Source organism: Streptomyces camponoticapitis (genome assembly GCF_014646115.1).
In the GTDB taxonomy this organism is placed as follows: domain Bacteria; phylum Actinomycetota; class Actinomycetes; order Streptomycetales; family Streptomycetaceae; genus Streptomyces; species Streptomyces camponoticapitis.
Window position 1 is genome coordinate 1 of sequence record NZ_BMMV01000003.1, and the last position, 24,646, is coordinate 24,646.

Annotated in this window: 22 protein-coding genes and 1 pseudogene; 11 read left to right on the plus strand and 12 right to left on the minus strand. The window is 72.8% G+C overall.

Features of this window, described 5'->3' with window-relative positions:
- Positions 1–63 precede the first annotated feature (63 nt).
- The 3 genes and pseudogenes from IEY79_RS04925 to IEY79_RS04935 form a co-directional block, all read right to left on the minus strand.
- Entirely contained in the window at positions 64–921 is an 858-nt protein-coding gene (locus IEY79_RS04925) for an isocitrate lyase/PEP mutase family protein (RefSeq protein ID WP_189106061.1), read from the minus strand.
- 191 nt (positions 922–1,112) lie between these two features.
- Positions 1,113–2,219 (minus strand): sensor histidine kinase, encoded by a 1,107-nt coding sequence (locus IEY79_RS04930; protein WP_189106062.1) that lies wholly within the window; start codon positions 2,217–2,219, stop codon positions 1,113–1,115.
- Between the two features lie 547 nt (positions 2,220–2,766).
- Positions 2,767–3,540, minus strand: a pseudogene (locus tag IEY79_RS04935) (response regulator transcription factor); the annotation flags it as partial.
- Positions 3,541–3,663: 123 nt separating this feature from the next.
- Here IEY79_RS04935 and IEY79_RS04940 point away from each other — a divergent pair.
- The 3 genes from IEY79_RS04940 to IEY79_RS04950 are packed head-to-tail and all read left to right on the plus strand — an operon-like array spanning position 3,664 to position 5,824.
- Positions 3,664–4,386, plus strand: a complete 723-nt coding sequence (locus tag IEY79_RS04940) for a glycosyltransferase family 2 protein (protein ID WP_229700655.1) — start codon at positions 3,664–3,666, stop codon at positions 4,384–4,386.
- Positions 4,383–5,036, plus strand: a complete 654-nt coding sequence (locus IEY79_RS04945; protein ID WP_189106064.1) for a TIGR04282 family arsenosugar biosynthesis glycosyltransferase — start codon at positions 4,383–4,385, stop codon at positions 5,034–5,036. The genes IEY79_RS04940 and IEY79_RS04945 overlap by 4 nt, the downstream gene beginning before the upstream one ends.
- A complete protein-coding gene (locus tag IEY79_RS04950) occupies positions 5,033–5,824 on the plus strand; it encodes a class I SAM-dependent methyltransferase (protein ID WP_189106065.1) in 792 nt (263 codons plus the stop codon). The genes IEY79_RS04945 and IEY79_RS04950 overlap by 4 nt, the downstream gene beginning before the upstream one ends.
- Positions 5,825–6,227: 403 nt before the next feature.
- Here the strand turns inward: IEY79_RS04950 and IEY79_RS04955 are convergent, their stop codons facing one another.
- Positions 6,228–7,613 (minus strand): molybdopterin-dependent oxidoreductase, encoded by a 1,386-nt coding sequence (locus tag IEY79_RS04955; RefSeq protein ID WP_189106066.1) that lies wholly within the window; start codon positions 7,611–7,613, stop codon positions 6,228–6,230.
- Positions 7,614–7,726: 113 nt separating this feature from the next.
- Between IEY79_RS04955 and IEY79_RS04960 the strand changes: the two genes are divergently transcribed.
- Positions 7,727–9,163, plus strand: coding sequence for a hypothetical protein (locus IEY79_RS04960; RefSeq protein ID WP_373292468.1), 1,437 nt, complete (start codon positions 7,727–7,729; stop codon positions 9,161–9,163).
- A 14-nt stretch (positions 9,164–9,177) separates the two neighbouring features.
- Here IEY79_RS04960 and IEY79_RS04965 read toward each other — a convergent pair whose 3' ends face one another.
- Positions 9,178–9,864, minus strand: a complete 687-nt coding sequence (locus IEY79_RS04965; protein WP_189106067.1) for a GOLPH3/VPS74 family protein — start codon at positions 9,862–9,864, stop codon at positions 9,178–9,180.
- A gap of 181 nt (positions 9,865–10,045) precedes the next feature.
- Here IEY79_RS04965 and IEY79_RS04970 point away from each other — a divergent pair, with 181 nt between their 5' ends.
- Positions 10,046–11,032, plus strand: coding sequence for an aldo/keto reductase (locus IEY79_RS04970; RefSeq protein WP_189106068.1), 987 nt, complete (start codon positions 10,046–10,048; stop codon positions 11,030–11,032).
- 73 nt (positions 11,033–11,105) lie between these two features.
- Here the strand turns inward: IEY79_RS04970 and pdxR are convergent, their stop codons facing one another.
- Positions 11,106–12,536, minus strand: coding sequence for a MocR-like pyridoxine biosynthesis transcription factor PdxR (gene pdxR, locus IEY79_RS04975; protein WP_189106069.1), 1,431 nt, complete (start codon positions 12,534–12,536; stop codon positions 11,106–11,108).
- Positions 12,537–12,797: 261 nt separating this feature from the next.
- Here pdxR and IEY79_RS04980 point away from each other — a divergent pair, with 261 nt between their 5' ends.
- The gene (locus IEY79_RS04980; RefSeq protein WP_189106070.1) at positions 12,798–13,769 is read left to right on the plus strand and encodes an ABC transporter substrate-binding protein; all 972 of its coding nucleotides are present in this window, start codon (positions 12,798–12,800) and stop codon (positions 13,767–13,769) included.
- A gap of 43 nt (positions 13,770–13,812) precedes the next feature.
- Here IEY79_RS04980 and IEY79_RS04985 read toward each other — a convergent pair whose 3' ends face one another.
- From IEY79_RS04985 to IEY79_RS05000, 4 genes are all read right to left on the minus strand, one after another.
- The gene (locus IEY79_RS04985; protein WP_189106071.1) at positions 13,813–15,222 is read right to left on the minus strand and encodes a lysine N(6)-hydroxylase/L-ornithine N(5)-oxygenase family protein; all 1,410 of its coding nucleotides are present in this window, start codon (positions 15,220–15,222) and stop codon (positions 13,813–13,815) included.
- 92 nt (positions 15,223–15,314) lie between these two features.
- Complete coding sequence (locus tag IEY79_RS04990) at positions 15,315–16,862, minus strand: pyridoxal phosphate-dependent decarboxylase family protein (RefSeq protein WP_373292469.1); 1,548 nt, start codon at positions 16,860–16,862, stop codon at positions 15,315–15,317.
- On the minus strand, positions 16,859–18,316 hold the full coding sequence (locus IEY79_RS04995) for a diaminobutyrate--2-oxoglutarate transaminase family protein (RefSeq protein ID WP_189106072.1): 1,458 nt from the start codon (positions 18,314–18,316) through the stop codon (positions 16,859–16,861). Before IEY79_RS04995 ends, IEY79_RS04990 begins: the two co-directional genes overlap by 4 nt.
- A 564-nt stretch (positions 18,317–18,880) precedes the next feature.
- Positions 18,881–19,294: a MerR family transcriptional regulator gene (locus tag IEY79_RS05000; protein WP_189106073.1), complete on the minus strand. Its 414-nt coding sequence runs from the start codon at positions 19,292–19,294 to the stop codon at positions 18,881–18,883.
- A 129-nt stretch (positions 19,295–19,423) separates the two neighbouring features.
- On the opposite strand from IEY79_RS05000, the gene IEY79_RS05005 reads away from it, so the two are divergent.
- A complete protein-coding gene (locus tag IEY79_RS05005) occupies positions 19,424–20,311 on the plus strand; it encodes an NAD(P)-dependent oxidoreductase (protein ID WP_189106074.1) in 888 nt (295 codons plus the stop codon).
- 30 nt (positions 20,312–20,341) lie between these two features.
- Complete coding sequence (locus IEY79_RS05010) at positions 20,342–20,776, plus strand: PPOX class F420-dependent oxidoreductase (RefSeq protein ID WP_189106075.1); 435 nt, start codon at positions 20,342–20,344, stop codon at positions 20,774–20,776.
- An 86-nt stretch (positions 20,777–20,862) separates the two neighbouring features.
- Here the strand turns inward: IEY79_RS05010 and IEY79_RS05015 are convergent, their stop codons facing one another.
- Both IEY79_RS05015 and IEY79_RS05020 read right to left on the minus strand, forming a co-directional pair.
- Positions 20,863–21,540 carry an SDR family NAD(P)-dependent oxidoreductase gene (locus IEY79_RS05015; RefSeq protein ID WP_189106076.1) on the minus strand — a complete coding sequence of 226 codons (678 nt, stop codon included), beginning with the start codon at positions 21,538–21,540 and terminating at the stop codon, positions 20,863–20,865.
- Positions 21,541–21,785: 245 nt separating this feature from the next.
- Entirely contained in the window at positions 21,786–22,256 is a 471-nt protein-coding gene (locus IEY79_RS05020) for a hypothetical protein (protein ID WP_189106077.1), read from the minus strand.
- A gap of 243 nt (positions 22,257–22,499) precedes the next feature.
- On the opposite strand from IEY79_RS05020, the gene IEY79_RS05025 reads away from it, so the two are divergent.
- The 3 genes from IEY79_RS05025 to IEY79_RS05035 are packed head-to-tail and all read left to right on the plus strand — an operon-like array spanning position 22,500 to position 24,624.
- Entirely contained in the window at positions 22,500–23,384 is an 885-nt protein-coding gene (locus IEY79_RS05025; RefSeq protein WP_189106078.1) for a helix-turn-helix domain-containing protein, read from the plus strand.
- Positions 23,381–24,181 (plus strand): SAM-dependent methyltransferase, encoded by an 801-nt coding sequence (locus tag IEY79_RS05030; protein WP_189106079.1) that lies wholly within the window; start codon positions 23,381–23,383, stop codon positions 24,179–24,181. The genes IEY79_RS05025 and IEY79_RS05030 overlap by 4 nt, the downstream gene beginning before the upstream one ends.
- On the plus strand, positions 24,178–24,624 hold the full coding sequence (locus tag IEY79_RS05035) for a protein-tyrosine phosphatase family protein (protein WP_229700657.1): 447 nt from the start codon (positions 24,178–24,180) through the stop codon (positions 24,622–24,624). The genes IEY79_RS05030 and IEY79_RS05035 overlap by 4 nt, the downstream gene beginning before the upstream one ends.
- Positions 24,625–24,646 lie beyond the last annotated feature (22 nt).

The following is a 24,646-nucleotide window of genomic DNA, read 5'->3' on the forward strand; positions in this document are numbered from 1 at the left end:
TACCAAGCCATGGTCACCCTCGCCTGCCTACAACTCTGGCTCCCATGACTTTGCGGACAGGCCCTAGGCCAGCCGGGACGCGTAGTTGGCCAGCCGGGCCTGTAGCTCCGGAAACGGCGTCGCCTCCGGGACGGTGCCGGTGCCCCGTACCGCGTCCGCGGCCCGCACCGCCGCGTGGAGTGCGGCGCGGTAGGGCAGGGAGCCGGTACTCACGCGACGTACGCCCAGCTCAGCCAGGTCGGCGGGGGAAAGCCCCGGGATCGCGAGGACGTTGAGGGGGACGGGGACGGCCGCGGCCAGTTCCCGCAGCAGCGCGGGGTCCGTGGCACCGGGGACGAACAGGCCGTCCGCGCCCGCCTCGACGTAGCGCGTGGCGCGGTCCAGGGTCGCGGCGACGGTGGCGTCCTGGCCCAGCCAGTACGTGTCGACGCGGGCGTTGACGAACACCTCCGGGCAACGGCGCTTCACCGCGGCGACCTTCGCGGCGTGCGCGGCGGGGTCGACCAGGGTCCCGGCGGTGCTGTCCTCGATGTTGATGCCCGCGGCGCCGGTGCCGCCGCCCGCGTCGTCGCGTGAGGCCGCGAGTGCGGAGACGTACGCGGCGACCTCGTCCGGATCGTCCGAGTAGCCGTCCTCGATGTCCACGCTGATGTGCACGGGCAGCGGGGCCAGGGCGCGGGCCAGGGCGAGGTTCGCGTCGCGCGTCGACCGGCCCCCTTCCGGGCAGCCCAGCCCGGAGGCAACCCCGAGGCTGGTCGTGCCAACAGCGGCGAAACCGGCGTCCAGGAAGGCGAGGGCCGAGGGGACGTCCCAGGCGTTGGGGAGGACCAGGGGCAGGTCCTGCTGGTGCAGTTCGTGGAAACCGGGGCCGGTGGGTCCGGTGGCGGCGGTGGGTCCGGTGGGGGAAGTCGCGGAGGTCATGCACGCACCGTACGGCGATGCGGGACTGCTGGTTCCGCGGGGACCCGGTGGTGTACGGCGTCGAGTTGGAGGGCGGGGGCGGTGCGTTCACCGGTACCGGACCCACCGCGAGGAGGGCGTGTCGGCGCAGGACATCGGCTGCTTCTCCACGACGAACGGGCCCGGCGGCCTCTGCCCCCCTCGGCGTGCGTTCAGGCCGCGGGGAGGGTCACTTCGAAGCAGCAGCCGCCCGTCACATTGCGCACGGCCGCGCGGCCCGCGTGGGCCTCCACGATGCCGCGCACGATCGCGAGTCCGAGGCCCGCCCCGGCCGGGGGCGTACGCGCGTCGCTGCCGCGCCAGCCCGTGTCGAACACGCGCGGCAGATCCTCCTCCGGGATTCCACCGCAGCCGTCGGTCACCGAGAACACCACCCCGCCGTCGGAGTGACGCGCGGCGACGGCGACCGTGCCGTCGGCCGGGGTCCGGCGGATGGCGTTGACCAGCAGATTGCCGAGGACGCGGCTCATCTCCTTGCTGTCGACCTCGACCGGTACGGCGTCTATCCGCTCCCCCACGAGCCGTACGCCCAGCTCGCGCGCCAGCGGATCGGCACCGGCCAGGGCGTCGCCGACCAGGTCGTACACGGAGATCCGGGCCGGGGTCAGGGTGAGGGATCCCGCGTGGATGCGGGAGAGTTCGAAGAGGTCGCCGACCATGTCGTTCATGCGCTCGACCTCGGTACGTATCTGCCGGAGGTAGCGCGGGGAGTCGACGGCCATGCCGTCCTCCAGCGCCTCCGACATGGCGCGGAGGCCCGCGAGGGGCGTCCGCAGATCGTGCGAGATCCACGCGACGAGCTCACGCCGCGAGGTCTCCAACGCGCGCTCGCGCTCGCGCGAACTGTCGAGCTTGGCGCTGGTCGCGGCCAACTCCCGCGTGAGCGCGGCGAGTTCGGCGGTGGCGGGTTGGACGGGCGCGGCGAAGACGCCGCCGTCGCCGAACGACCGTGCGGCCAGGGTCAGGTCCTCGCTGCGCGCGACCATCCACCGCCCGAGGACGACGGCGGTGAGGAGGGAGACGACGGCGGCCATCGCGACGACGGTGGTGACGACGCTCAGATCGTGCGGAGACAGGAACATGCCCCACGCGACGGCGAGAGTCCCGGCCAGCATGGCGGTCACGGCAACGGCGGCGACGACGGTGACGGACACGACGAGCGACCGATGCCGGAAGAGGCGCAGCGCGAGGGCCCCGAGAAGACCGGCTGCGGCGGCCCCGAGAAACGCGACGAGGGCGATGAGAAGCATGTCACCCATGGCTGGCGGGCCCCTCGTCGGACGGCGCCGTGCCGGACCCGGCACCGGTTGGCGTGCCACGCCCCATCGACCCGGCGGCCGGGGCGCGGCCGGCGCCGGCGCGCGGCGCGGGCCGCGACGAGGTCGTGCCGCCCGCCCCGCTCGGCGCGTTCCGAAAGACGCGGGCAGTACCCCCTCCCGGACCCTCGCCGGGAACCGGCGGCGAAGTCGCCGACCCACCCGGCCCGGTGCCCGCACCCGGAAGAGTCCGGGCAGCACCCGCCCCGCCCTGCGCGCCCGGCCCGTTCGACGCGCTCGGCCCGTTCGACGCGCTCGGAGCGTTCCGAAAGACCCGGGCAGTACCCCCTCCCGGACCCTCGCCGGGAACCGGCGGCGAAGTCGCCGACCCACCCGGCCCGGTGCCCGCACCCGGAAGAGTCCGGGCAGCACCCGCCCCGCCCGCGCCGGGAGTCGTCGACGGTCCCGCGCCGTCGCCGGGCGCCGGACGCTCGTCCGGCAGGGCGCGGCCCGCGCCGCCGCCGCCGCTCGGCGCGACGGGCACGACCGGAGTGGCCTGACCCGCGCCCGGCCCACCCCCGTCGTCCCCCGCCCCCGCCGGGATCTCCGTGGCCGACATGCGGTAGCCCACCCCCCAGACCGTCTGGATCACGCTCGGACGTGCCGGGTCCGGTTCGATCTTGGTGCGGAGGCGGCGGACATGGACCGTGACCGTGGAGAGGTCGCCGAAGTCCCAGCCCCAGACCTCGCTCATCAGTTCCTCCCGCGAGAACGCCCGTCCCGGGTGCCGCAGGAAGAACGCGAGCAGGTCGAACTCGCGCAGGGTCAGGGGGAGTTCCGCGCCCTCGCGGGTGGCGCGGCGGGCCGTGGGGTCCAGGGTGAGCGTCGCCGTGCGCAGCACGCCCGCCGCCGGGGACGAGCCCGGCGCCGGCACCGCGACGCGTGCCCGGCGCAGGACCGACTCCACCCGCAGCACCAACTCCCGCGGGCTGAACGGCTTGGTGACATAGTCGTCCGCACCCGTCTCCAGACCCAGCACACGGTCCTCCTCGTCCCCGCGTGCCGTCAGCATGATCACCGGTACCGGTCCGCCCTGTTCACGCATCCGGCGGCAGACCTCGAAACCGTCCATGCCGGGCAGCATCAGGTCCAGGACGACCAGGTCCGGGCGCCGGCGTGCGAAGTGCGCGAGTGCGGACGGGCCGTCGGCCGCGCGTCCGACGTCGTGGCCGGCCCGGTGGAGGTAGCCGGCGACGACCTCCGCCACGGTCGGGTCGTCGTCGACCACGAGCACGTGGGCCGGCCCCAGGGGATTGTTCTGCATACGTCCACCTTCGCACTCCGCCCCCCGCGCCGGTCCCTGCGAGCGTCCTCAACTGTCGGACGTCCGTGTTTCGTAAGGTCCAGAAGTCCGGAATGCCGCTTTACGATCCGTAGGGTGAGCGCCGTGACCCACTTCGCTGACCCCACCGCCGACGTCGTCCTGCCCTGCCTCGACGAGGCGGCCGCTCTCCCCTGGGTGCTGGAACACATCCCCGTCGGCTGGCGCGCGATCGTCGTCGACAACGGCTCCACGGACGGATCGGCGGACATCGCGCGCTCGCTCGGCGCGACCGTCGTGCACGAGCCGCGGCGCGGGTTCGGTGCCGCCTGCCACGCGGGCCTTCTCGCGGCGGACGCCGAGTACGTGTGCTTCTGCGACTGCGACGGCTCCCTCGACCCGGGCCTCCTCACCGGCTTCGTACGCCAAGTCGCCACCGGACAGGTCGACTTGATGCTCGGCCGGCGTCGTCCGCAGGGCCGCGGCGCCTGGCCCGCGCACGCCCGCGCCGGGAATCTCGCCCTCTCGCGGATGCTGCGCCGCCGCACCGACGTACGGCTGCACGACCTCGGCCCCCTGCGCGCCGCGCGCCGCGCGGACCTGCTGGCGCTCGGCCTCACCGACCGCCGCAGCGGCTACCCGCTGGAGATGGTGGTGCGCGCCGCCGACGCCGGACTGAGAGTGGCCGAGACGGACGTGCCCTACCGGCCGCGTACGGGGAAGTCCAAGGTCACCGGCACCTGGCGGGGCACCTGGCACGCCGTACGCGACATGCGGGCGGTACTGCGGCAGCCGCCCGCCCCGGCCACGGCCACCGCAACCACCGTCCCGGCGGAGGCCGCCCAGTGAGCTCCCCCGCCACCACCCTCCTCGTCATCGCCAAAGAACCCCTCCCCGGCCGCGTGAAGACCCGTCTCACCCCGCCCTTCACCCCCACCGAGGCCGCCCTCCTCGCGGAGGCCGCGCTCACCGACACCCTGCGGACCGTCCTCGCCCTCCCCGCCCGGCGCCGTGTCCTGGTCCTCGAAGGACGCCCGGGACCCTGGCTGCCACCCGGCATCGAGGTGGTGCCGCAGAGCGCGGGCGGGCTGGACGAGCGGCTGGCCGCCGCCCTCGAGCGGTGTACGGGGCCGACGCTCCTCGTCGGCATGGACACCCCGCAGATCACCCCCGCCCTGCTCGCCCCCGCCCTCGGTCCGGGCGGCTGGACCGGCTGCGACGCCTGGTTCGGACCCGCCGACGACGGCGGCTTCTGGGCCCTCGGCCTCGCCGCCCCCGAATCCGCGCCGCCGGGCCTGATCCGGGGGGTGCCCATGTCCGTACCCGAGACCGGCGCCGTACAGCGCCGCGGACTCCTCGACGCCGGGCTCACCGTCCGCGATCTGCCGCCGCTGCGCGACGTGGATTCGGCGGCCGACGCCGAGTACGTCGCGGCGCTCGCCCCGCACGGCCGGTTCGCCGCCACCCTCCGCCGGCTGACCCCGGTGGCCGCCCGATGAGCATCGCCGGAACGACGAGAACCACCGACACCGAACCCGCCGCCTGGAGCGACGACCCGTACTCCGAGGCTCTCCGCGCCGGCCGCGGCCCGCTCTTCCTGCGCCGTACGGACGGCTGGCTGCTGCCCCTCGACGTCGAACGCTGGTGCTCACGCGCCGACGCCGCCGACCTCTCCGCCCTGCACCGTTGCGAGGGCGCCGTCCTGGACGTCGGCTGCGGCCCCGGCCGTCTCGTCGCCGCGCTCGCGGCCCGCGGTCAGCGGGCGCTCGGCGTCGACATCAGCGCGGCGGCCGTCGAACGTACGCTGCGCCACGGCGGTACCGCCCTGCGCCGCTCCGTCTTCGATCCCCTTCCCGGCGAGGGGCGTTGGGGCACCGTCCTGCTCGTCGACGGCAACATCGGCATCGGCGGCGACCCGGCCGGTCTGCTCCGCCGCGCGGCCGGACTGCTGGCGCACCGCGGGCTGATCATCGCCGAGACCGCGCCCGTGGACATCGACGAGCGCGTCCACGTACGGGTGGACGACGGACGCCGCCCACGACAGGGGTCCGGGGGCTCGCACTTCCCGTGGGCCCGGCTCGGCACCCCCGCCCTGCTCCGTCACGGCCGGGCCATCGGCTGGCTCCCCGTCGATCAGTGGGAGGCGGAGGGCCGCCCCTTCGTGGCCCTGCGCCGCAGCAGCGCCCGCGTCACCAGGCAGAGCGCCGAGCACACGAACAGCGCGGCGGTGACGAGCAGCCAGCGCTCCAGGAACCCCTCGGACGACAGGCCGGCGTACGGCTCGTAGCGCCTCACCCGTCCCGTGATCAGCGGGAACCACACCAGCAGGAGCAGCAGGGAGAGGAAGGCCGGTACACGTACGAAATTCACCAGCCGGCGCCCGGCCCATGGGTCGTGTCCGGAAAGTCCCGTCTGGCCCGCCCCGCGGGCGGACGGCGCTGCTTTCCGGACACGACCCAGCGCGGCGGTCACCGTACGGTCGGCCGCGCTGTAGAGCGGCAGCAGGACGAGATCGTGCACGAGGGCGGCGCCCACGAACCACACCACGATCAGAAACGTGTCGCCCTTCAGCAGCCGTACGCCCACATAGCCCGCGAACGCGAGGGTGGCGAGCAGCAGCACGATCTGGAAGGGGCTGCCCAGCAGGGCCCGGTACCTGCGGGCGGGACCGCCCGGCTCACTCGTGCGCATCAGACCGCTCCGAACGTCAGCTTGGCGACCCACTTCGTGTTGAGCACCCCGGGCGCGGCCGGGACGATGATCCGCGCCGGGAAACCGTGATCGAGCGACAGGTCCGCGCCGTTGACCCGCAGCGCCAGCAGCGAGCGGCCGTCCCGCACCTGGTTGTCGCGCAGTGCGCCGGAGCGGAAAGCGCCGCTGGGCTGGAGGGATTCCACGAACACCCCCGGCGGGCCCGCCGGAAACCCGGCGAGCGCGGCGAGATCCCGCAGGCGTACGCCGCGCCAGGACTGGTTCGACGTCGACCAGCCCTCCACACAGGCGATCGGCAGCTCCGAGGTGTGCTGGGCCATCGCGAGGAGTTGGGCGCGTGAGAGGCGGACGTCCCCGGCGGGGCCGCTGACGGTCAGCCGCCAGGTGTCCGTCGTGTCGACCGCCCTCACCCCGACGGACGCGGCGGTCTTGTTGATCTGGAATCCGTTCGGTCCGTCGCCCGGGTTCTCCCAGCCGTGGGGTGCGAGCAGCGCGGTACGGCGCAGTGGCCCGTCGATGCTCCGGCCCGCCGTCGTGAGCAGCATGAACAGCGAGCCCACGCCGACGAGGGCGAAGGCACCGCGCCGCGAGACGGTCGGCGCGGCGGGTGCCGGCGACGCGAGGTCGTCGTCGGCGAACGAAGCGCCGACACGGGCACCGGGACCGGGACCCGAATCCGGGCCCGCCCCCGGAACGGCGCCCGCGCCCGGCTCCGCGGCCCCCGAGCGGAGCTCCCCGCTCCGGATCACCCGCAGCACCTTCGGCATCTTCAGCGCCGCATGGGCCACGAACCCCCCGAAGAACACCCATGCCCCGTAGAAGTGCAGCCGGTAGAAGGACCCCGGAAAGAGGTAGTCCAACTGGATGTTCAGCACTCCGGTCACGAACTCGAACAGCGCACCCCCCACCAGCAGCACCAGCGAGAGCCGCTCCAGCGCGTGCGCGAGCGATGTGACCGGTGGCAGCGCGAAGAACCTCGGGATCACCGACCAGAGCTTCGCCAGCACCACGGGGATCAGCGCGACACCGACGGTGACATGGAACCCCTGCGTGAGCCGGTAGAGCCAGTACGGGTGCGTGGGCCAGTCGAAGAGATAGAAGCCCAGCCACCCCCGGTCCGGCGTCTTGTCGTTGACGGACGCGAGATCCGGGTTGTACGCCGCGTACGACAGCAGGCCCGTCACGAACAGCAGCGTGAGCCCGATCAGCAGGACGAGTCCGAGCGCGGCGGTGAACCGGACCCCACGCACGGGGCTGCGCCAGAAACCGGGGTCCGACGGCAGCCGAGGGAGCGCGCGCAGCCCACGCCGCGACGGTGGCGAAGGCGGTTTCGAGGGGTTCGGGGAGGGTGGGCGGTGATCCATGCGGCGACCGTAAGCCCGCGTACCCTCCCTGGACGGGGTACGACTTCTGACGAAACGGTGACGTGGCCCCGCCGTACCGCCGGAACCCGGCGCCCGCTGCTTAACGTGCCGGGGTGAAGACCGACGACCGCGGACACCCCACCGACGAGCATCCGCCCGCCCCCGAACATCTGGGCGAAGGACCCGGCGAGAGCACGGGCCGCCCCCACCGCCGGGATCTCCTCGCGGCCTCGGCCGGGGCCGCCCTCGTCACCGCCGCCGCGCTCGTCGGCACCGCGATCCAGCGCTCCGACGGCAGCCTCCGCGTCAACTGGCCGCCGCTGCTCGGCACCTGGGACCCCCGGGTCGGCCCCGGCACCCCCGCCGCGCTCGCCGTCGCCGTCCTGGTCGTCGCGTACGGCCCCGGCCTCGCCGCCCGGCTGCCGTGGCGCGCGCTCCTCGTCACCACCTTTGCCGCCGCGCTGGCCTGGACGTTCTCGCTCGCCCTCGTCGACGGCTGGCACTGGGGCGTCGCGCGCCGGCTCACCACCAAGAACGAGTACCTCACCGTCATCGACCGCTTCTCCGACATCGGGGCGACGCTGCGCGGCTTCTCCGACCACATCGTGATCGGTGAGCCCGGCAACTGGCCCGCCCATGTCGCCGGCCATCCGCCGGGCGCCACCCTCACCTTCGTCTGGCTCGACCGGATCGGCCTCGGCGGCGGATCGTGGGCCGGGGTCTGGTGCGTCGTGATCGGCGGCTCGGCCGTGGCCGCCGTACTCGTCACGCTCCGCGCCCTCACCGACGAGCGGACGGCGCGCCGCGCGGCGCCGTTCCTGGCGCTGGCCCCGGCCGCCGTCTGGATGGGCACATCGGCGGACGGCTACTTCGCGGGCGTCGCCGCCTGGTCGCTCGCCCTGCTGACACTCGCCGCCACCCGTAAAGTGCGCCTTCCCGTGGCGGCCGCGCTGGGCGCCGGGCTGCTGTACGGGTTCACCTGCTACCTCTCCTACGGCCTGACACTGATGGCGCTCCCCGGCCTCGGGGTCCTCGTGCTGGCCCGCACCGCGCGCCCGCTGCCTCCCGTGCTGCTCGGCACTCTCGCGGTGCCGGTGGCGTTCACGCTCGCCGGGTTCAACTGGTGGGAGGCGTATCAGGAGTTGGTCGTGCGCTACTACCAGGGTGCCGGCGGCATGCGCCCGTACACGTACTGGATCTGGGCGAATCTCGCCGCGACGACCCTGGCGGTCGGCCTCGCCACGGCCGCCGGCCTCGGCCGGGTCCTGACGCTCGCGCCCCGCGCCGTACGGGAGATGCGCCCGGCACGCCCGCCCGCGGCGTCAACTCCCGCCCCGCGACTGGCCTTTCTCGTCCTGGCGGCACTGCTGGCGATCGCGGCGGCCGATCTGTCCGGCATGAGCAAGGCGGAGACGGAACGGATCTGGCTGCCGTTCATGCTGTGGCTGATCCCCGCCACCGCCCTGCTTCCGGGGCGGCGGCGGGGCTGGCTGGCCGGGCAGGCGCTCGTCGCGCTGCTGGTCAACCATCTGGTGTTCACCGGCTGGTGAGGCCCGTCGGACGACTACAGGACCGTTGTCGTCACCACCGTCATCACGACGATCGCCGTCAGCGCGTCCTCCGCCGCCTTGACCGCCTGGCGCACCGCCGGCCCCGCCCACTGGCCGTGCGCGACCTTCTCCATATTCTTCTTGGCGGTCGCCAACTGCGGCTTGCTGTAGAGCAGTCCGTGCAGTTTCGCCCCGTGCAGCAGGGCGATCAGACTCGCCGTGCGCTCGTCCGGAGCCGCCCCGCGCATCACGATGTCGTCCAGCCGCTGCCGCAGCGCCGACTCCGCCGAGCCGTCGGCCTCCGGGTAGCGGCGTACGGGGAAGAGACCGAGCACCTTCTTCTTCTCCTCCCGGAGAAGGCCCTTGGCGACGAGACTCCTGGTCGTCCCGGCCACCGCACCTTTCCTCAGGTGCTCGATCCACTCCTTGGTCTTGCGCGGCTTGCGCCTCTCGTCACCGGAGATCTCGGCCAGCGCCGCGTCCAGGGTGGGATCCCCCAGGGGCGCCGCGTCATGGACGGTGACCTGGTCGTCGTGCACCTCGACGCGGCCCGCCAGCGCCAGTTCGACCAGTGACGCCGCCGCGATGGCGTAGGAGACGTTCATCGATTCCTTCTCCGTCCCGGACTCGTCGTCCAGCGACAGGAGAAGCAGTTGTTCTCCGAGAGTGGTCTCGACCGGCGTGTTCTGGGCGAAGTTCATGGCGCTCGTCTCTCCTCGAACCGTGGGGTGATCGCTCGTCTTCCCCCCAGGGACGCACGGGGAACGTGAACGGCTCCCGGGCCCTCGATCGGTCCGGTTTTCCGGTCGTTGATCGGACCGGTACACCGTGCCGATCGATGCCTAACGTTGAGGCACGAACACCAGCACGAGGAGTTTCGACATGCGACGACGTCGTATCGGCGGGCCGACCGGCCCCCTGGCCAGCGAACTGTGCCTGGGCGCCCTGCCCTTCGGCAGCAGTGTGGACGAGAAGACGTCCTTCGCGATCCTCGACCGGTTCGCCGAGGCCGGCGGCAATCTGATCGACACCTCCAACAACTACGTCTTCTGGGTTCCCGGCGCGACCGGCGACGAGAGCGAGACCACCGTCGGCCGCTGGCTGGCGAGCCGGGGCGTCCGGGACGAGGTGCTGATCTCGACCAAGGCCGGGGCCCGCCCCACCGTCCCCGGCACCGGTCTGGAGACGGCCGAGGGGCTGTCGGCCGGTGCGATGGGCAAGGCGGTCACCGGCAGCCTGCGGCGGCTTGGCACCGACCGGATCGACCTGTACTGGACCCACATCGAGGACCGTTCCGTCCCACTGGAGGAGACGCTCAGCACGCTCGACGGTCTGGTGACGAGCGGCCGGGTGGGCCTCATCGGCGCGTCCAACCACACCGCGTGGCGCACCGCGCAGGCGCGGAACGTCTCGCGCGCCAACGGCTGGGCGGCGTACACCTGCGTACAGCAGCGCCAGTCCTACCTCCAGCCGCGCTTCGACACCGTCCTCCCGGAGTCGGGGCACGTGCATGTGACCCCGGAGCTGCTGGACTACGTACGCAGCGAGCCCGAGCTGACGCTCATGGCCTACTCGGCGCTGATCTCGGGCGCGTACACCCGCGCGGACAAGCCGCTGCCCGCCGCGTACGACCACCCAGGCACCGCCGCGCGTCTCGCCGTGCTGGGCGAGGTCTCCGACGAACTGGGCGTGAGCCCCAACCAGGTGGTTCTCTCCTGGCTGATGGGGGCGGATCCGGCGGCGCTGCCGATCGTGGGGGTCAGCTCGGTGGAGCAACTGGACGAGGTGCTGGGCGCGTTGGAGGTACGGCTGCCGGCGGAGGTGCGGGCACGGATGGACGCGGCGGGAGTACCGGCGGACCGGGACTGATCGGTGGACCCGGTGCTCGTCGGCGGACCGGGACTGATCGCCGCACCGGGGCCGGTCGGCGCGGTAGCGCCGATCAGCCGACCGGGCCACCCGCCTCGCGGATCGCGTCCGCGAGCCGCCGTACGACCTCCGGTACGGCCGGGTCGGCGAGGTTGCCGTACCCGATCACGAGGGCGCAGCCCCGGCCCCCCGCCCCTCCCGCCGTGTACTCGGCCAGATCCACCAGCCGCACATCGCGCCGGGCGGCGGCACGGACCACGTACCCGGCCGCGCACCCCGTGAGGTGGAGCAGCAGATGGAACCCGGCCGCCGCCCCCGACACCCGGTGGTGGGGCAGGCGTTCGGCGATCTCCGTGAGGAGGGTGTCGCGGCGCCGCCGGTAGCGGAGTCTGGACGCGCGCAGATGCCTGTCGTACGACCCCGACTCCAGGAACCTGGAGAACGCGGCCTGGTCGATCACCGGCGGCGGCGACCCGACGGCCTCGGCCGCGTACAGCCCGTCCAGCATGTCCGGCGGCACGACCGCCCAGCCGATCCGCATGGCGGGCGACAGCGTCTTGCTGAGGGAGCCCATCAGGGCGACCCGTTCCGGGGCCATGCCCTGGAGGGTGCCGACGGGGTGGCGGTCGTAGCGGAACTCCGCGTCGTAGTCGTCCTCCATGATCAGCCCGTCCGACTCCCGTGCCCAGGCGATGAGTTCGGCCCGGCGGGGCGGGGTCAGGACGACACCGGTGGGGAACTGGTGCGCGGGAGCCACGATCACCGCCCGTACGCCCGGCTCGCGTCGCAGCAGGTCGACGCGGAGGCCCTCGTCGTCCACGGGGACGGCGACGGCCGTGAGCCCCGCCGCCGTGACTGCGGTCCGCACACGCGACCAGCCGGGGTCCTCCAGGGCCACATGGGTGTGCCCGGCGGCGCGCAGGACGCGGCTCAGCCGGAGCACGCCGTCCAGCGTCCCGCCGCAGACTACGAGCTGCCCGGCGTCGAGCGCGGCGCCCCGGCCGCGTACGAGATGGGCGGCGATGCGCTGCCGCAGCCCGTGATGGCCCGCGGGGTCGGGATAGCCGAACTCGGCCGGGGTGAGCGTGCCGGTCGCCTCCCGTACGGCGTCGGCCCACCGTCTACGGGGGAACTCCCGCAGGTCGGGCATCCCGGGCGCCAGGTCGAACTCCGGCTTCCAGGGCGTCTGTTGGTCCCGCCGCCCGGCCGAGGGCACGGGCGCCCGCCCACCGGCCGCCGTAGCCACCCGGGTCGCCGATCCGCTCCGCGCCTCCAGGTACCCCTCGGCGCCGAGCTGCGCGTACGCCTCGGTCACCACCCAGCGGGAGCAGCCGAGGTCGGCGGCGAGCGCCCGGCTGGGCGGCAGGGCACTGCCGGGAGCGATACGGCCGTCGACGACGGCCGCCCGCAGGGCCCGGACGAGCCGCAGGTGCAGCGGGCCCGCGGCCCGTTCGCCCAGGTCGAGGAGGGTGCCCCAGGCGGGGTCGGTGCGTCGGTGCGCCATGCGCCGATGGTACGTACGCACGCGCCCCGCGCGACCTTCACTCCTTGTGCCCGTGCCTCCTCTCCTGCGACTCTTCGCCGGCGTCGCGTCGGCAACGCGCCATCGTGGCGGATGCCCGGCGGCGGGCGGAAGACATGACATGTGCGGGCCCTGTGACTGGACCGTGATGTCCGGAACTTGTTGGCCCGGCACCACGAAGGTTAGGTTCGCCTTAGTTACGCTCGGGCCGACTCCGGGCGGCCGTCAGGAGGCTTCCCCACCGTGTCGACACACCTCACTCGCCGTATCACCGTGGCCGCGGCGGTCACCGCGTTCGCCGTCTCGCTCTCCGCGTGCGGCGGCGACGGCGACGAGCCGTCGGACAAGGCCGGGTCGGGGACGACGCACGCCGTACAGACCGCGATGGGCGAGGTGAAGGTCAAGAACGACCCCGAGCGCGTCGTCGTGCTCGACACGGACGCGCTCGACTCCGCGGTCACGCTCGGGATCACCCCGGTCGGCGCCACGACGGCCGTCGCGGACGCGCCGTTCTCCACGTACCTCCCCGAGGACAGGCTCAAGGGCGTCAAGCCCGTCGGCCTGATCGCCGAGCCGAACCTCGAAGCCATCGCCGCCCTCAAGCCCGACCTGATCCTGAGCAGCAAGGTCCGCGACGAGAAGAACTACAAGTCCCTCACCGAGATCGCCCCGACCGTCTTCTCCGAGACCACGGGCCCCAACTGGCGCGCCAACTTCGAGCTGCACGCCGACGCGCTGGGCAGGACCGCGGAGGCGAAGAACGTCGCCGCCGACTACGACACCCGCGTGAAGACCCTGACCACCGCGCTCGGCGGCCCGGCGGAGGCGAAGAAGACCGAATTCGGCTTCGTCCGCTTCGTGGAGGGCGCCGACACGCGCCTCTACCTCAACGACACGTTCGTCGGCTCGATCTTCGCCGACCTGGGCGTGGGCCGCCCGGCCAACCAGGACAAGGACGGCTTCTCCCTCGACGTCAGCCCGGAGAAGATGGACGAGGCCGAAGCGGACGTCATCTTCTACTCCACCTACGGCGACGCGACGAAGGCCAAGGAGACCGAGATCCTCGGCGGCCCGCTGTGGAAGAACCTGACCGCGGTGAAGAAGAAGACATCGTTCAAGGTCGACGACAACCTGTGGATGCTGGGCATCGGTTACACGGGCGCGGGCCAGGTGCTGGACGAGATCGAGAAGAACTACGGCGGCGCCGCGAGCTGACGAAGGACCTCACGGACACCGGGCACCGGACACGCGGCGGGCGTCACGGGCGCGCGGCCGCCGTGATGCCGCCCGGCAGGTCCGTGTCTCCCGCGCCGGTGGCCGGGGTGGAGCGGAGGTCCGGCGCGCCGAAGGTCGTCCACGCCGCGCGTTCCGGGACTCGCAGGACCGTCCGGCCCGCCACCGCGTTGAGGATTGTCGCCGCGCGCCAGGCGCCCAGTGTCAGGTCGGGCGCGCCTACGCCGTGGGTGTGCAGTTCCGCGTTCTGGACGTACAGCCGGCCCGATACGCGCGGGTCAAGCGCGACGCGGTAGTCCCCGTCTATCCGGTAGCGGCCCTTGTCGTCCCAGTCCACCAGGGCGCCCACGCCGTCCAGGAAGGCGGGCCTGGAGGCCGCGTAGCCGGTGGCGGAGACGATCGCGGACGTACGGATCTCGAAGAGCGCGTCCTGCTGCGTGTGACGGCACGTCAGTACGTATTCGTCACCGGCCGCCTCGACGGCGACGACGGCAACTCCCGGGTGCAGCGCGGCCCTTGGCGCGGCCCCGCCGATCGTCCGCTCGTACAGCTCGTCGTGCAGCTCGCCCAGCGTCTCCTCGCTGACGCCCTTGTAGAGCTGCCACTGCTCACCGACGAGCTGTTCCCGGCGGGCCTCGGGGAGGGCGCGGAAGTAGCGGATGTAGTCGGGCGTGAAGTGTTCGAGGCCGATCTTCGAGTACTCCATGGGCGCGAACGCGCTCGTGCGGGCGAGCCAGCGGACGTACGGGCCGCCCGCCCCGTCACCGTCCTGGTGACGCAGCAGATCCAGCGCGACCTCCGCGCCCGACTGGCCGGCGCCGATCACGGTCACGTCGTCGCGGGCGGCGAGCCGGGCGCGGTGGGTGCGGTAGTCGGCGCTGTGCAGGACACGGCCCGTGTGCGCGCCCTGCGCGAGCAGCGGGCGCAGCGGCTCGGGCACGACCGGGTTCGTCCCGACACCGAGCACGACCTGATGGGCGAGCACCCGCGTGGGGGCTCCGTCGGCCGCGCGGTGGGTGACGACGAACACCTCCCGCTGCTCGTCCCAGCCCAACTCCTCCACGTGCGCGTCGAATCGGCAGGACGCCAAGCCCTCGGAGACCCAGCGGCAGTAGGCGTCGTACTCGCGGCGCGGTATGTGGAAGCGCTCCGAGAAGAAGAAGGGGAACATCCGGTCGTGGTGGCGGAGATAGTTGAGGTACGACCACGGGCTCGTCGGGTCGACCATCGTCACCAGGTCGGCCAGGAACGGGACTTGGAGGGTGGTGCCCTCCATCAGCAGGCCGGGGTGCCAGGAGAACGCGGGCTTCGCGTCGAGGAACAGCGTGCGCAGCTCGGGCGCGCCGTCCGCCAGCGCGGCGAGCGAGAGGTTGAACGGGCCGATCCCGACACCGACCAGGTCGTACACATGCGTGTTGGGCTCGTACTCGGTCACCGCTTGGCCTCCGCGAAGGGATTGGTCAGGTCGACGTGGACGGGCCGGGGCCGGTAACCGGGAGCCCGGGCGGGGGCCCGGTACCGCCGCGCTCACAGCTTCTCCTCCGTCTCACCCGCCGCCACCACCGCACGCAACAGCCGCTCCACCTCCGCCACCGTCGTATGCGGGTTCAGCAGCGTCAGCTTCAGCCGGACGCGCCCCGGTCCGTCCCCCGGCAGCTCGGTGCGCCCCACCACCGCGCCCCCCTCGCGCAGCAACCGCCGCCGCAGCGAGGCGTTCACCCGGTCCGTACGGGCTCCGTCGGCCGGCCCCTCGGGGACGTACCGGAACAGGAACGCCGTCAGCACCGGGTCCCCCTCCCCGTGCAGCTCCAGCCTCGGGTGCGCGGACACCGCCCGTGCCCCCGCCACCGCCAGCTCGTGGCACGCGTCGACCAGCCGCCCCAGGCCCTCCCGGCCGAGCGTCCGCAGCGTCACCGCGATCTTGAAGGCGTCCGAGCGCCGCGTCGTGCGCAGGGAGAGACCCAGCAGGCTCGGGTAGCCCGCCTCCTCGTCGTCCGCCGGGTTCAGATATACCGCGCGCCGGGCGAGCGAGGCGTACGTCTCCGACTTCCGCACCAGGAAGACGCCGGCGGCGGTGGGCTGCCAGCCCAGTTTGTGCCAGTCCAGGGAGACGGAGTCGGCCAGTTCGACGCCGTCCAGCAGGGGTGCCAGGCGGTCGGACAGCAGCGCGCCGCCGCCGTACGCGGCGTCCACGTGCAGCCACGCCCCGTACTCCGCCGCCAGCTCCGCGCACTCCCGCAGCGGGTCGATCGCCCCGGTGTCGGTCGTGCCGGCGGTCGCGACGATCGCGACCGGCAGCTGTCCGCGCTCGACGCACGCCTCCAGCGTCGCCGCCAACGCTCCCGCCCTCATGCGGAGTTGGGAGTCCACCGGCACCGGGATCACCGCGTCCTCACCGAGTCCGAGCAGGGCCGCGGCCCGCTGCACCGAGAAGTGCGCGGCGGCCGACGCCAGAATCCTCGGCCGCGCCCCCACGCCGGCGCCCAGGCCCGCCCTCGGCACCCCGGTCAGCTCGATCTGGCGGCCGGTCGCGGCGCCCAGCACCCGGTCCCTGGCCAGCATCAGGCCCATCAGGTTGGACTCGGTGCCACCCGAGGTCAGTACGCCGGCCGCCTCGGTGGGGTCGTACCCGAGCATGCCCGCCAGCTCCTCAAGGAGCAGTGTTTCCAGGGCTGTCGCGGCAGGCGCCTGGTCCCACGAGTCCTGGGAGGGGTTCAGCGCGGAAACCGCCAGGTCGGCGGCGACGGCGACGGCCAGCGGCGGGCAGTGCAGATGCGCCGCGCACGCGGGGTCGGCCGGGTCCGCGCTGCCGTGCGCGAGGAGTTCGGTGAGCCGGCCGAGCGCGGCGGGGCCGCGTGCGGTCCGCAGCGCCTCGGCGACGCCCGCCGTGATCTCGTCGGGCGCCCCGGGCGGGACGGGCCCGCCGCGCCGGGCCGCGCCCTCGGCGAGCGCGCCCAGCACCTCTCGTACCAGGGGCTCCAGAGCCGCCGCGCCGGCAGGGCCGCCCGACAGGGCCGTACCGATCGCCGGTCGCAGGGCTTCGTCGACGGCGGCGCCCAGCGCGTCCGTCCTCACGCCGCACGCCCCGAAACGCCGGTGGGCCGCGATGACTTCGACACGTTGGACTCCTTCGACGACGTGGCTGATGCCGACGCCTCCGCGATCGCCTCCGTCAGCCGCTCCAGTACGGACTCCGCCTCCTCGTCCGTGATCACCAGTGGTGGCAGCAGCCGCACCGTCGACCCGAACCTCCCGCCCAGCTCCAGGATCAACCCCCGCGCCAGGCAGCCCTCCTGGACCCGCGCCGCCGTCCCGGGCGCCACCGGCCGGGACCCGCACGAGTCCAACGGCCCCTCGGGGTCCACGATCTCGACGCCGATCATCAGCCCTCGGCCGCGTACGTCGCCGATCAGCGGCAGTTCGGACCGCAGCCCCTCCAGCCGCGCGGTCAGCCGCGCCCCGACGGTCGCCGCCCGCTCCGCGAGCCCCTCGCGCGTGACGTACCTGAGCGTCGCCGCGCCCGTCGCCATCGCCAGCGTGTTGCCGCGGAAGGTGCCGGTGTGCGCGCCGGGCAGCCACCCGTCGTAATCCCGGTCGTACACGATCACGGCCAGCGGCAGCCCGCCGCCGATCGCCTTCGACATCACCATCGCGTCGGGCACGACGCCGCTGTGCTCGACCGCCCAGTAGGCGCCGGTGCGCCCGACACCGGTCTGTACCTCGTCCACGATCAGCGGGATGTCGCGCTCGCGCGTGATACGCCGCATCTCCCGCAGCCACCCGTCGGGGGCGGGCACGGCCCCGCCCTCGCCCTGGACCGCCTCCACGATCATCGCCGCCGGGCGTACGACACCGCCCGAGGGATCGTCCAGGAGCCGTTCGGTGTACGTCGCCGCCAGCTCCGCGCCGCGCTCGCCGCCGACGCCGAACGGGCAGCGGTACGCGTACGGATACGGCAGCCGCGTCACCTCGCCACCGGCCGCTCCGCCGCCCGGCACCGGCTCCTTGACGGCCACGCTGCCGGTCGCCGCCAGCGCGCCCGCCGTCATCCCGTGGTACGCGCCGGTGAACGCGAGCACTCCGCGCCGACCGGTCGCGGTCTGCATCAGCTTCAGCGCGGCCTCGACGGCGTCCGTCCCGGCGGGCCCGCAGAAGTGCACGCGGGCCCGGTCGGCGAACTCCTTCGGCAGCGTCTCGAAGAGCGCGTCCGTGAAGTCGTCCTTCTCCGGCGTCGCGAGATCGAGTACATGCAGCGGGGCACCGCTGTCGATCGTGCGCCGAAGAGCCTCGCGCACGACGGGGTGGTTGTGGCCGAGGGCGAGCGTTCCGGCGCCGGAGAGGCAGTCGAGGTAGCGGCGGCCGTCCGTGCCCTCGATCGTCATCCCGTGGGCGCGGGCAGGGACGATCGGGAAGGAACGGGCGTACGTACGCGCGGACGACTCCCTGGCGCGCTGCCGCTCCAGGATGGAGTCGGCGTCACCCGCGTTGTCGGACCCGGAGGCGGACAGTGTGGCGGCGGGAACGGTCATGGAACGGCTCCGGAAGTAGGAGGTGGAGAGAGGAGGAGAGAAGAGGAGACGGCTCGGAGCGGGTGGCGGAACCGCCCGGGTTCCAGCACCAACTTCACCCCCACGGGTGGCCCGTCGAGCGCGGCGAGTTCACCGAACCGGCCCGTTCCGGCGGTCGGCGGCGGACGGGCCCCGGCGGGGCGCCCACGGGGTGGGCCGCGAGCGGCGCGGCGGATGGCGGGAACTGGACGGACACGGCGGCTTCAACCTCGGTTGGAGGGCGGGGGATCGACCCGGTTGGGCATCAGCGTATGAGGAGCCGCTCGATCTTCGCGTGCGGACGCCGGTCCGTGATCCCGACGGTCAACTGCCGCGCCGGTCGGGCGGGTTCGAGAGCCGGGTGCGGCGTCGACATGGGTCCCTCCGGATCAGGACAGAGCGGCCGACAGCGCCGGCTGACGCCAACAGACCAACCAAGAAGACTTAGGCGAGCCTAACCTAATGGTCTGCTGAAGGGGCGCCAAAGCCGCCCATTCACCGGGGAGGATTTCCGGACACTGAGGCCATGATCACCTGGTGCGCGGATCACGCCGCCGTCGCCCCTCCCGACGCGTCGGCGGCGTCGCACTCCTCGGCGTACGGCGATTCGCGCCGCTCCGTGACCTCGATGTATTCCCGCAGGGTCCGACGGGTGCGGACGAGCATGTCGATGTGATCGTCCAGCCCCCGCAGGCGCGCCCGCAGCATGTCCAGCAGATCGGGGCAGGGTTCGAGTTCGGGCGCCTCCCCGGAGGCGCAGGGCAGCAGGACCGCGATCTCCTCGGTCGACAGACCGGCGTCGAGCAGCTTCCTGATCTGGGTCACGGTCATGACGGCATCGCTGCCGTACTCGCGGTAGCCGTTCGCGCCACGACCGGGTTCGAGCAGGCCCTGCGCCTCGTAGTACCGCAACTGATGCGCGTTGACCCTTGTCCGCCGGCTCAACTCCCCGATCAGCACGTCGGCTTCCCCATTTCCCCTTGACCTTCATATCGGTATGAACGTTGAGGATTCTGCCACGCGCACCAAGCCGCACCCGGCCGCACCGCGCGGCGCGAAGCCGCACCCAGTCCTACCGAGGAGCCGAGAATGAACGCCACCACCCCTGTGACAGTCCTGGGCCTGGGCCTGATGGGCAGAGCTCTGGCCGAGAAGTTCTTACGCGAAGGGCACGCCACGACCGTCTGGAACCGTACGGCGGCCAGGGCCGAACCTCTCGTCGCCGAGGGAGCCGAACTCGCCGGCTCCGTCGCCGACGCCGTCGCGGCGAGCCCGCTCGTGGTCGTCTGCGTGCTGGACTACGACGCCGTGCACGCCCTCCTCGATCCGGTGGGCGACGCTCTCGACGGCCGGGTCCTGGTGAACCTGACGTCCGGCACGTCCGAGGGGGCCCGCGAGATGGCCGAGTGGGCGGCGGGGCACGGCGCGACGTATCTCGACGGCGCGATCCTGAGCGACCCGGACGGCGTCGGCACGGCGGACGCCGTCATCCTCTACAGCGGGCCGCGCGCGGCCTTCGACGCGCACGAGCCGGTTCTCAAGCTTCTCGGCGGGGCCACCACACACCTCGGCGAGGACCACGGGCTGGCGTCCCTGCACGACGTCGCGGTGCTGGGCCTGATGTGGGGCGTCCTCAACAGCTTCCTCCAGGGCGCCGCGGTGCTCGGTGCGGCGGGGGTGACCGCCTCGGCCTTCGCGCCGCTCGCCACCACGAGCATCAAGATGGTGGCGGACTGGGTCAACGGCTACGCGGAGCAGGTGGACAAGGGCGAGTACCCGGCCCCCGATGCCACCCTGAACACTCATCTGGCCTCGATGAACCATCTCGTCCACGAGAGTGAATCCCTCGGCGTCAACGCCGAGTTCCCCAGGTTCGTCAAGGCCCTGGCGGAGCGGTCCGTGGCGGACGGTCACGGCGCCGACGGTTACGCGGCGATGATCGAAATCTTCCGCAAGCCCTCGGCGACGCGGGAATAGCCGACCGTCCGCGATGACTTGGAGCCGAACATGACCACCACGCCACCGTTCAACCCGCACACGCTGCTGGCGGAGAGCCGTCTGGGCGTCCTCGCCACGATCAAATCGAACGGCCTCCCCCAACTCTCCCCGGTGATGCCCTTCTACGACGAGGAGGCGGGGATCCTCTACGTATCGATGACGGAGGGCCGCGCCAAGACGGTGAACCTGCGCCGGGACCCGCGGGCCGCGCTGGAGGTCACCAGCCCCGACGGCTGGTCCTGGGCGACGGCCGAGGGCCCGGTCACCCTCACCGGCCCGGGCACCGACCCCCAGGGCCCGGAGGTCGAGGCGCTGGTGGACTACTACCGCCGCGCCTCCGGTGAACACCCGGACTGGGCGGAGTACCGCTCGGTGATGGTCTCCGACCGCCGGGTGCTGATGGCGATGAGGGTGGACCACGTCTACGGCGCGAAGATCGCCTGACGGCGGCCCGTCCTCGGGTGTCCGGCCCGATCAGGACAGAGGCGCCGCGCCTCCGGGGCTGAGGGGTCCCCTGGAGGCGCGGCGGTTCATCGGCCCTGGTAGGACGCCCCGTCCACCCGTACCGGACCACGGCCCGGAATCGCGCCGAGGACCTCGATCGGGATCACCGCGCCCGTGTCCGTGGCCTCCGGCCTGGTCAGATGGACCGCGAGATCCGCGATCTGCTGCGCCCGGTGCGCGCGGCCCTGGCGTGACGCGCTCTGCGCCGCCCCGTAGGTGATGACGTTGACCGTCACGTCCGAGCCGCGGCACTCGTGGACCAGGTGCCACGCCAGGCTCATCAGATCCGCGTGGGGTGCGCCGCCCGCCAGGGCGGAGCCCCGGCCGAGGCCCTTCGTGGACGCGATCAGCACGATCCGACCGTGCCCGGCCTCCCGCATACCCGGCAGCGTGCGCCCGATGATCGCGTTCGCCCTGGCCCGGGTGCCGGCCGCGGCCGAGGCGGAGGACTCCTCGGTGTGGTGCTCGTGCCGGTCCGCGTCCACGACCAGGACATCCACGATTCCGTGCCCGGTTTCGAACTCGGAGACGGCGGCGTCCAGTTGGAGCGCGTCGCTCACATCGCACCGTACGTTGTAGAGCTCGTCGGGAGGAGTCCCCCGCTCGTAGAGGAACCCGACCCAGTCGTCCTGGCGGGCATATGCGGCGGCCACGCTCTCCGCGCTCCCGCTCGCCCCGCTGACGACCAGTACCGAACGGCTCACGTCTGCCACTCCCCCACTGCGCGTGACGTCACGGTCGCGCACCGACACCGGCGGCTCCGCACTCGTCGGCCGGTACCAGGCGGTCCACCTGCGGGCCCTCGCGGACCGCGGCAGGCGGTGCCCCGCGGATGCGGTGCTCCTCAATGCGTCCACTGCAGCCTCTCCCAAGACGGGTTCGTCGGCGCCCACCGGGCCCTGCCCACCGGACGGCGATCCGGGAGCCGGTCCAAGGTTCGGTCGTACGGTCACGGTCGCCCGCCGAGGCACGGAACCTCGCCGGGAAGGGTGGCCGACGCCGCCCAACTGCCCTGTTGCGCGACTATGTTGACCTGGGCTCCGCACCGCTGCGTCAGGACCTCGGCCAGGGTCGGGCCGCCCTCGTCCGGCTGCTCCGGCCCCACGGCCGACGGCCCTCCGGCCGGCCCCTCGATCAGCTCGTCCGACCGGATCTGCGCGGGCACCGTCACCGTGGGCGCGTCCAGGATCGTGACACTGACCCTTATGGCGACGGAGTCCTCCGGCCCGGTGCGCTTCGTCACCCCGAGGTAGTAACCGCTGACGCCCACGACGCCGATGGCATGCCGGGCCAGCTGGGCCGCCACCTCTTCGCACGCGGCGATCTTCGCCGGCGGCCAGCCGAGACCGGCCAGTTCCTTGCGAACGATGCGCCGTGCGACCTGGATCTGCTCCGGAACGGCCGGTAGTGAGACGTGCATGGCATCGGTTCTCCGTGACCCCCCGCCCCTCACGCTTCGGCAGCGTGCCGGCGAGGTCGGTACCCGGCCCTCGCGCGGCTGACTGGGGGGTGCCGCGTAGGGGAACTCCGGGCTCCATCGTAGCCACGCGCAGGACACTCTGCAACGTGACAGAGTTCGATACGGCGGTATCGTGGTCCGCTGAACGGAGAGGTGAACGGAGCGGAAGAGACCCTCCCCGCCCGCGAACGCGAGGAGGGCCCGGTGAGCCAGCCAAGATCCGGCCCCACGGTCGCCCTGCGGTGTTTCGGGGCGGATCTGCGCCGTCGGCGCGAAGCCGCGGGCATGACCCTCCAGGGCGTGGCGGACGCGATCAAGAAGGACCGTGCGACGCCGGCCCGCTGGGAGAACGCCGAGACCGTACCGAATCCGCGCATGGTCGCCGTGCTGCTCGACCTCTACCGGACGCCGGTCGCCGAGCGCGGCGACGTCCTCCACGCGCTGGAGGAAGCCAAGAAGCCCGGATGGTGGCACCCCTGGCGCGAGGTCGCCGAGGTCGGCGTCATCGATCTGGAGTCCGCGGCGACCGGTATCCGCTCGTACGCGCCGGGGGTGCTGCCCGATCTGCTCCAGACCACGGAGTACGCGGAAGCGCTGATGAGTCTGCGCAACCCCTACGAGGACCCCGCCGTACGGCGTCTTCGGCTGGAACTGCTGGAGGCCCGCAAGGAGCACACCATCGAGGGCAAGCCCGGCACCCCGAACGACGGGGACCGGGCCGGGCTCTGGGTGCTGCTGGAGGAGGCGACGCTGCGTCGCCGTGTCGGCGGATCCGGGGTGATGGCCCGTCAACTGGACTACCTTGAAGGCCATATCGCCGATGTCGGGTCCTCGGTGGCCATCCAGGTCATTCCACCCGGCGTACCGCACCCGCTGGCCATCAGTCTCTGTGGCCATATCGAGATTCTCCGCTTCAAGGAGTTCGGCATGGGAGAGAGGCTGATCCAGATCGGCCTGCACCCGGCCATGACGCTCATCACCGACGACTCCGACGCGGTGGAGAACTACCGGATGGCGGTGGACGTGACCAGCGGATACGCACCGCCTCGTTTCACCCCCCTGCCCCTGACGAAAAAGGACTTCGGATGAGCGACTCCGTACGCCCCGGAACCAATGTCATGCCCACCGTGCCCAACTCCGCGCGGATCTGGAACTACGCCCAGGGCGGCCAGGACAACTACCAGCTCGACCGCGATCTCGCCGACGTGATGATGGGCGACTTCCCGGAGATCAAGACGGCGGCCATGGAGTCACGCGCCTTCCAGGAGCGGGTGGCGGACCATGTCGTCCGCGAGGGCGGGATCCGCCAGCTCCTCGACCTGGGCACGGGCATCCCCACCGGGCGCGGCACCCACGGCATGGCACAGAGGGCGGCCCCCGAGTCGCGCGTCGTGTACGTCGACAACGACCCGGTCGTCCTCAACCACGCGAGCTCGCTGCGGAGTTCACCCGAGGGCAAGATCCACTATCTCCAGCAGGACTTCCGTCTCGTGGACAAGGTCCTGGAGGACGCGTCGCGGACGCTGAACCTGGACGAGCCGGTCGCCCTCCTGGTGCTCTCCACCCTCGGGCACTTCCCGCCCGCCGAGGCGGCCGACCTGGTCGAGAGGTACACGAGCCGCCTCGCCTCCGGCTCGTACCTCGCGGTGTGCGACACGATCGAGACCCCCGGCGTGCTCAAGATGCAGGAGCACTACCTGGCGGCCGACCCCGAGGGCGCCTACCTCGCCCGTAAGCCCGACCAGATCGCTGACTGCGCCCGCGGGCTGACCCTGCTGCCCCCGGGCCTCCGCCCGCTGCCGGAGATTCTCGTGCCGGCCGGGGAGGATGTTCCGGACGGGGCCGCGGACTGCGTGCAGTGGGGGTTCCTGGCGGTCAAGCCGTGACGTGGGAGCCCACGGCGACGGGCGTGCTGCGCCTGCCCTCCGGACGGCTCGTACGCGGACGGGGGCTCCGGCACCCTCTACCGACAGGCCGGACACCTGACTTCGCCCTGTATCTGCTGGGCAAGGAGCCGCCCGCCGTCGAGTGGGAGGCCCGCTGGGTCCGCTGGCCCGACTTCCGGCTGCCGTCCGACCGGGCCGGGGCCCTGGAGGCGCTGCGGGAAGCCCTGTCGCGGGCCTCCGCCGAGCGGGTCGAGGTCGCCTGCGGCGGCGGGCGCGGACGTACGGGTACGGCCCTGGCCTGCCTCGCCGTCCTCGACGGAGTGCCGAACACCGAGGCGGTCGCCTATGTCCGCGAGCACTATTCGCGGCACGCGGTCGAGACGCCCTGGCAGAAGAGGTACGTCTCGCGCTTCGCCCGGGGCAGTTCACGGGACAGTCCTTAGGCCCTGTCCGGCGGACCCGGGG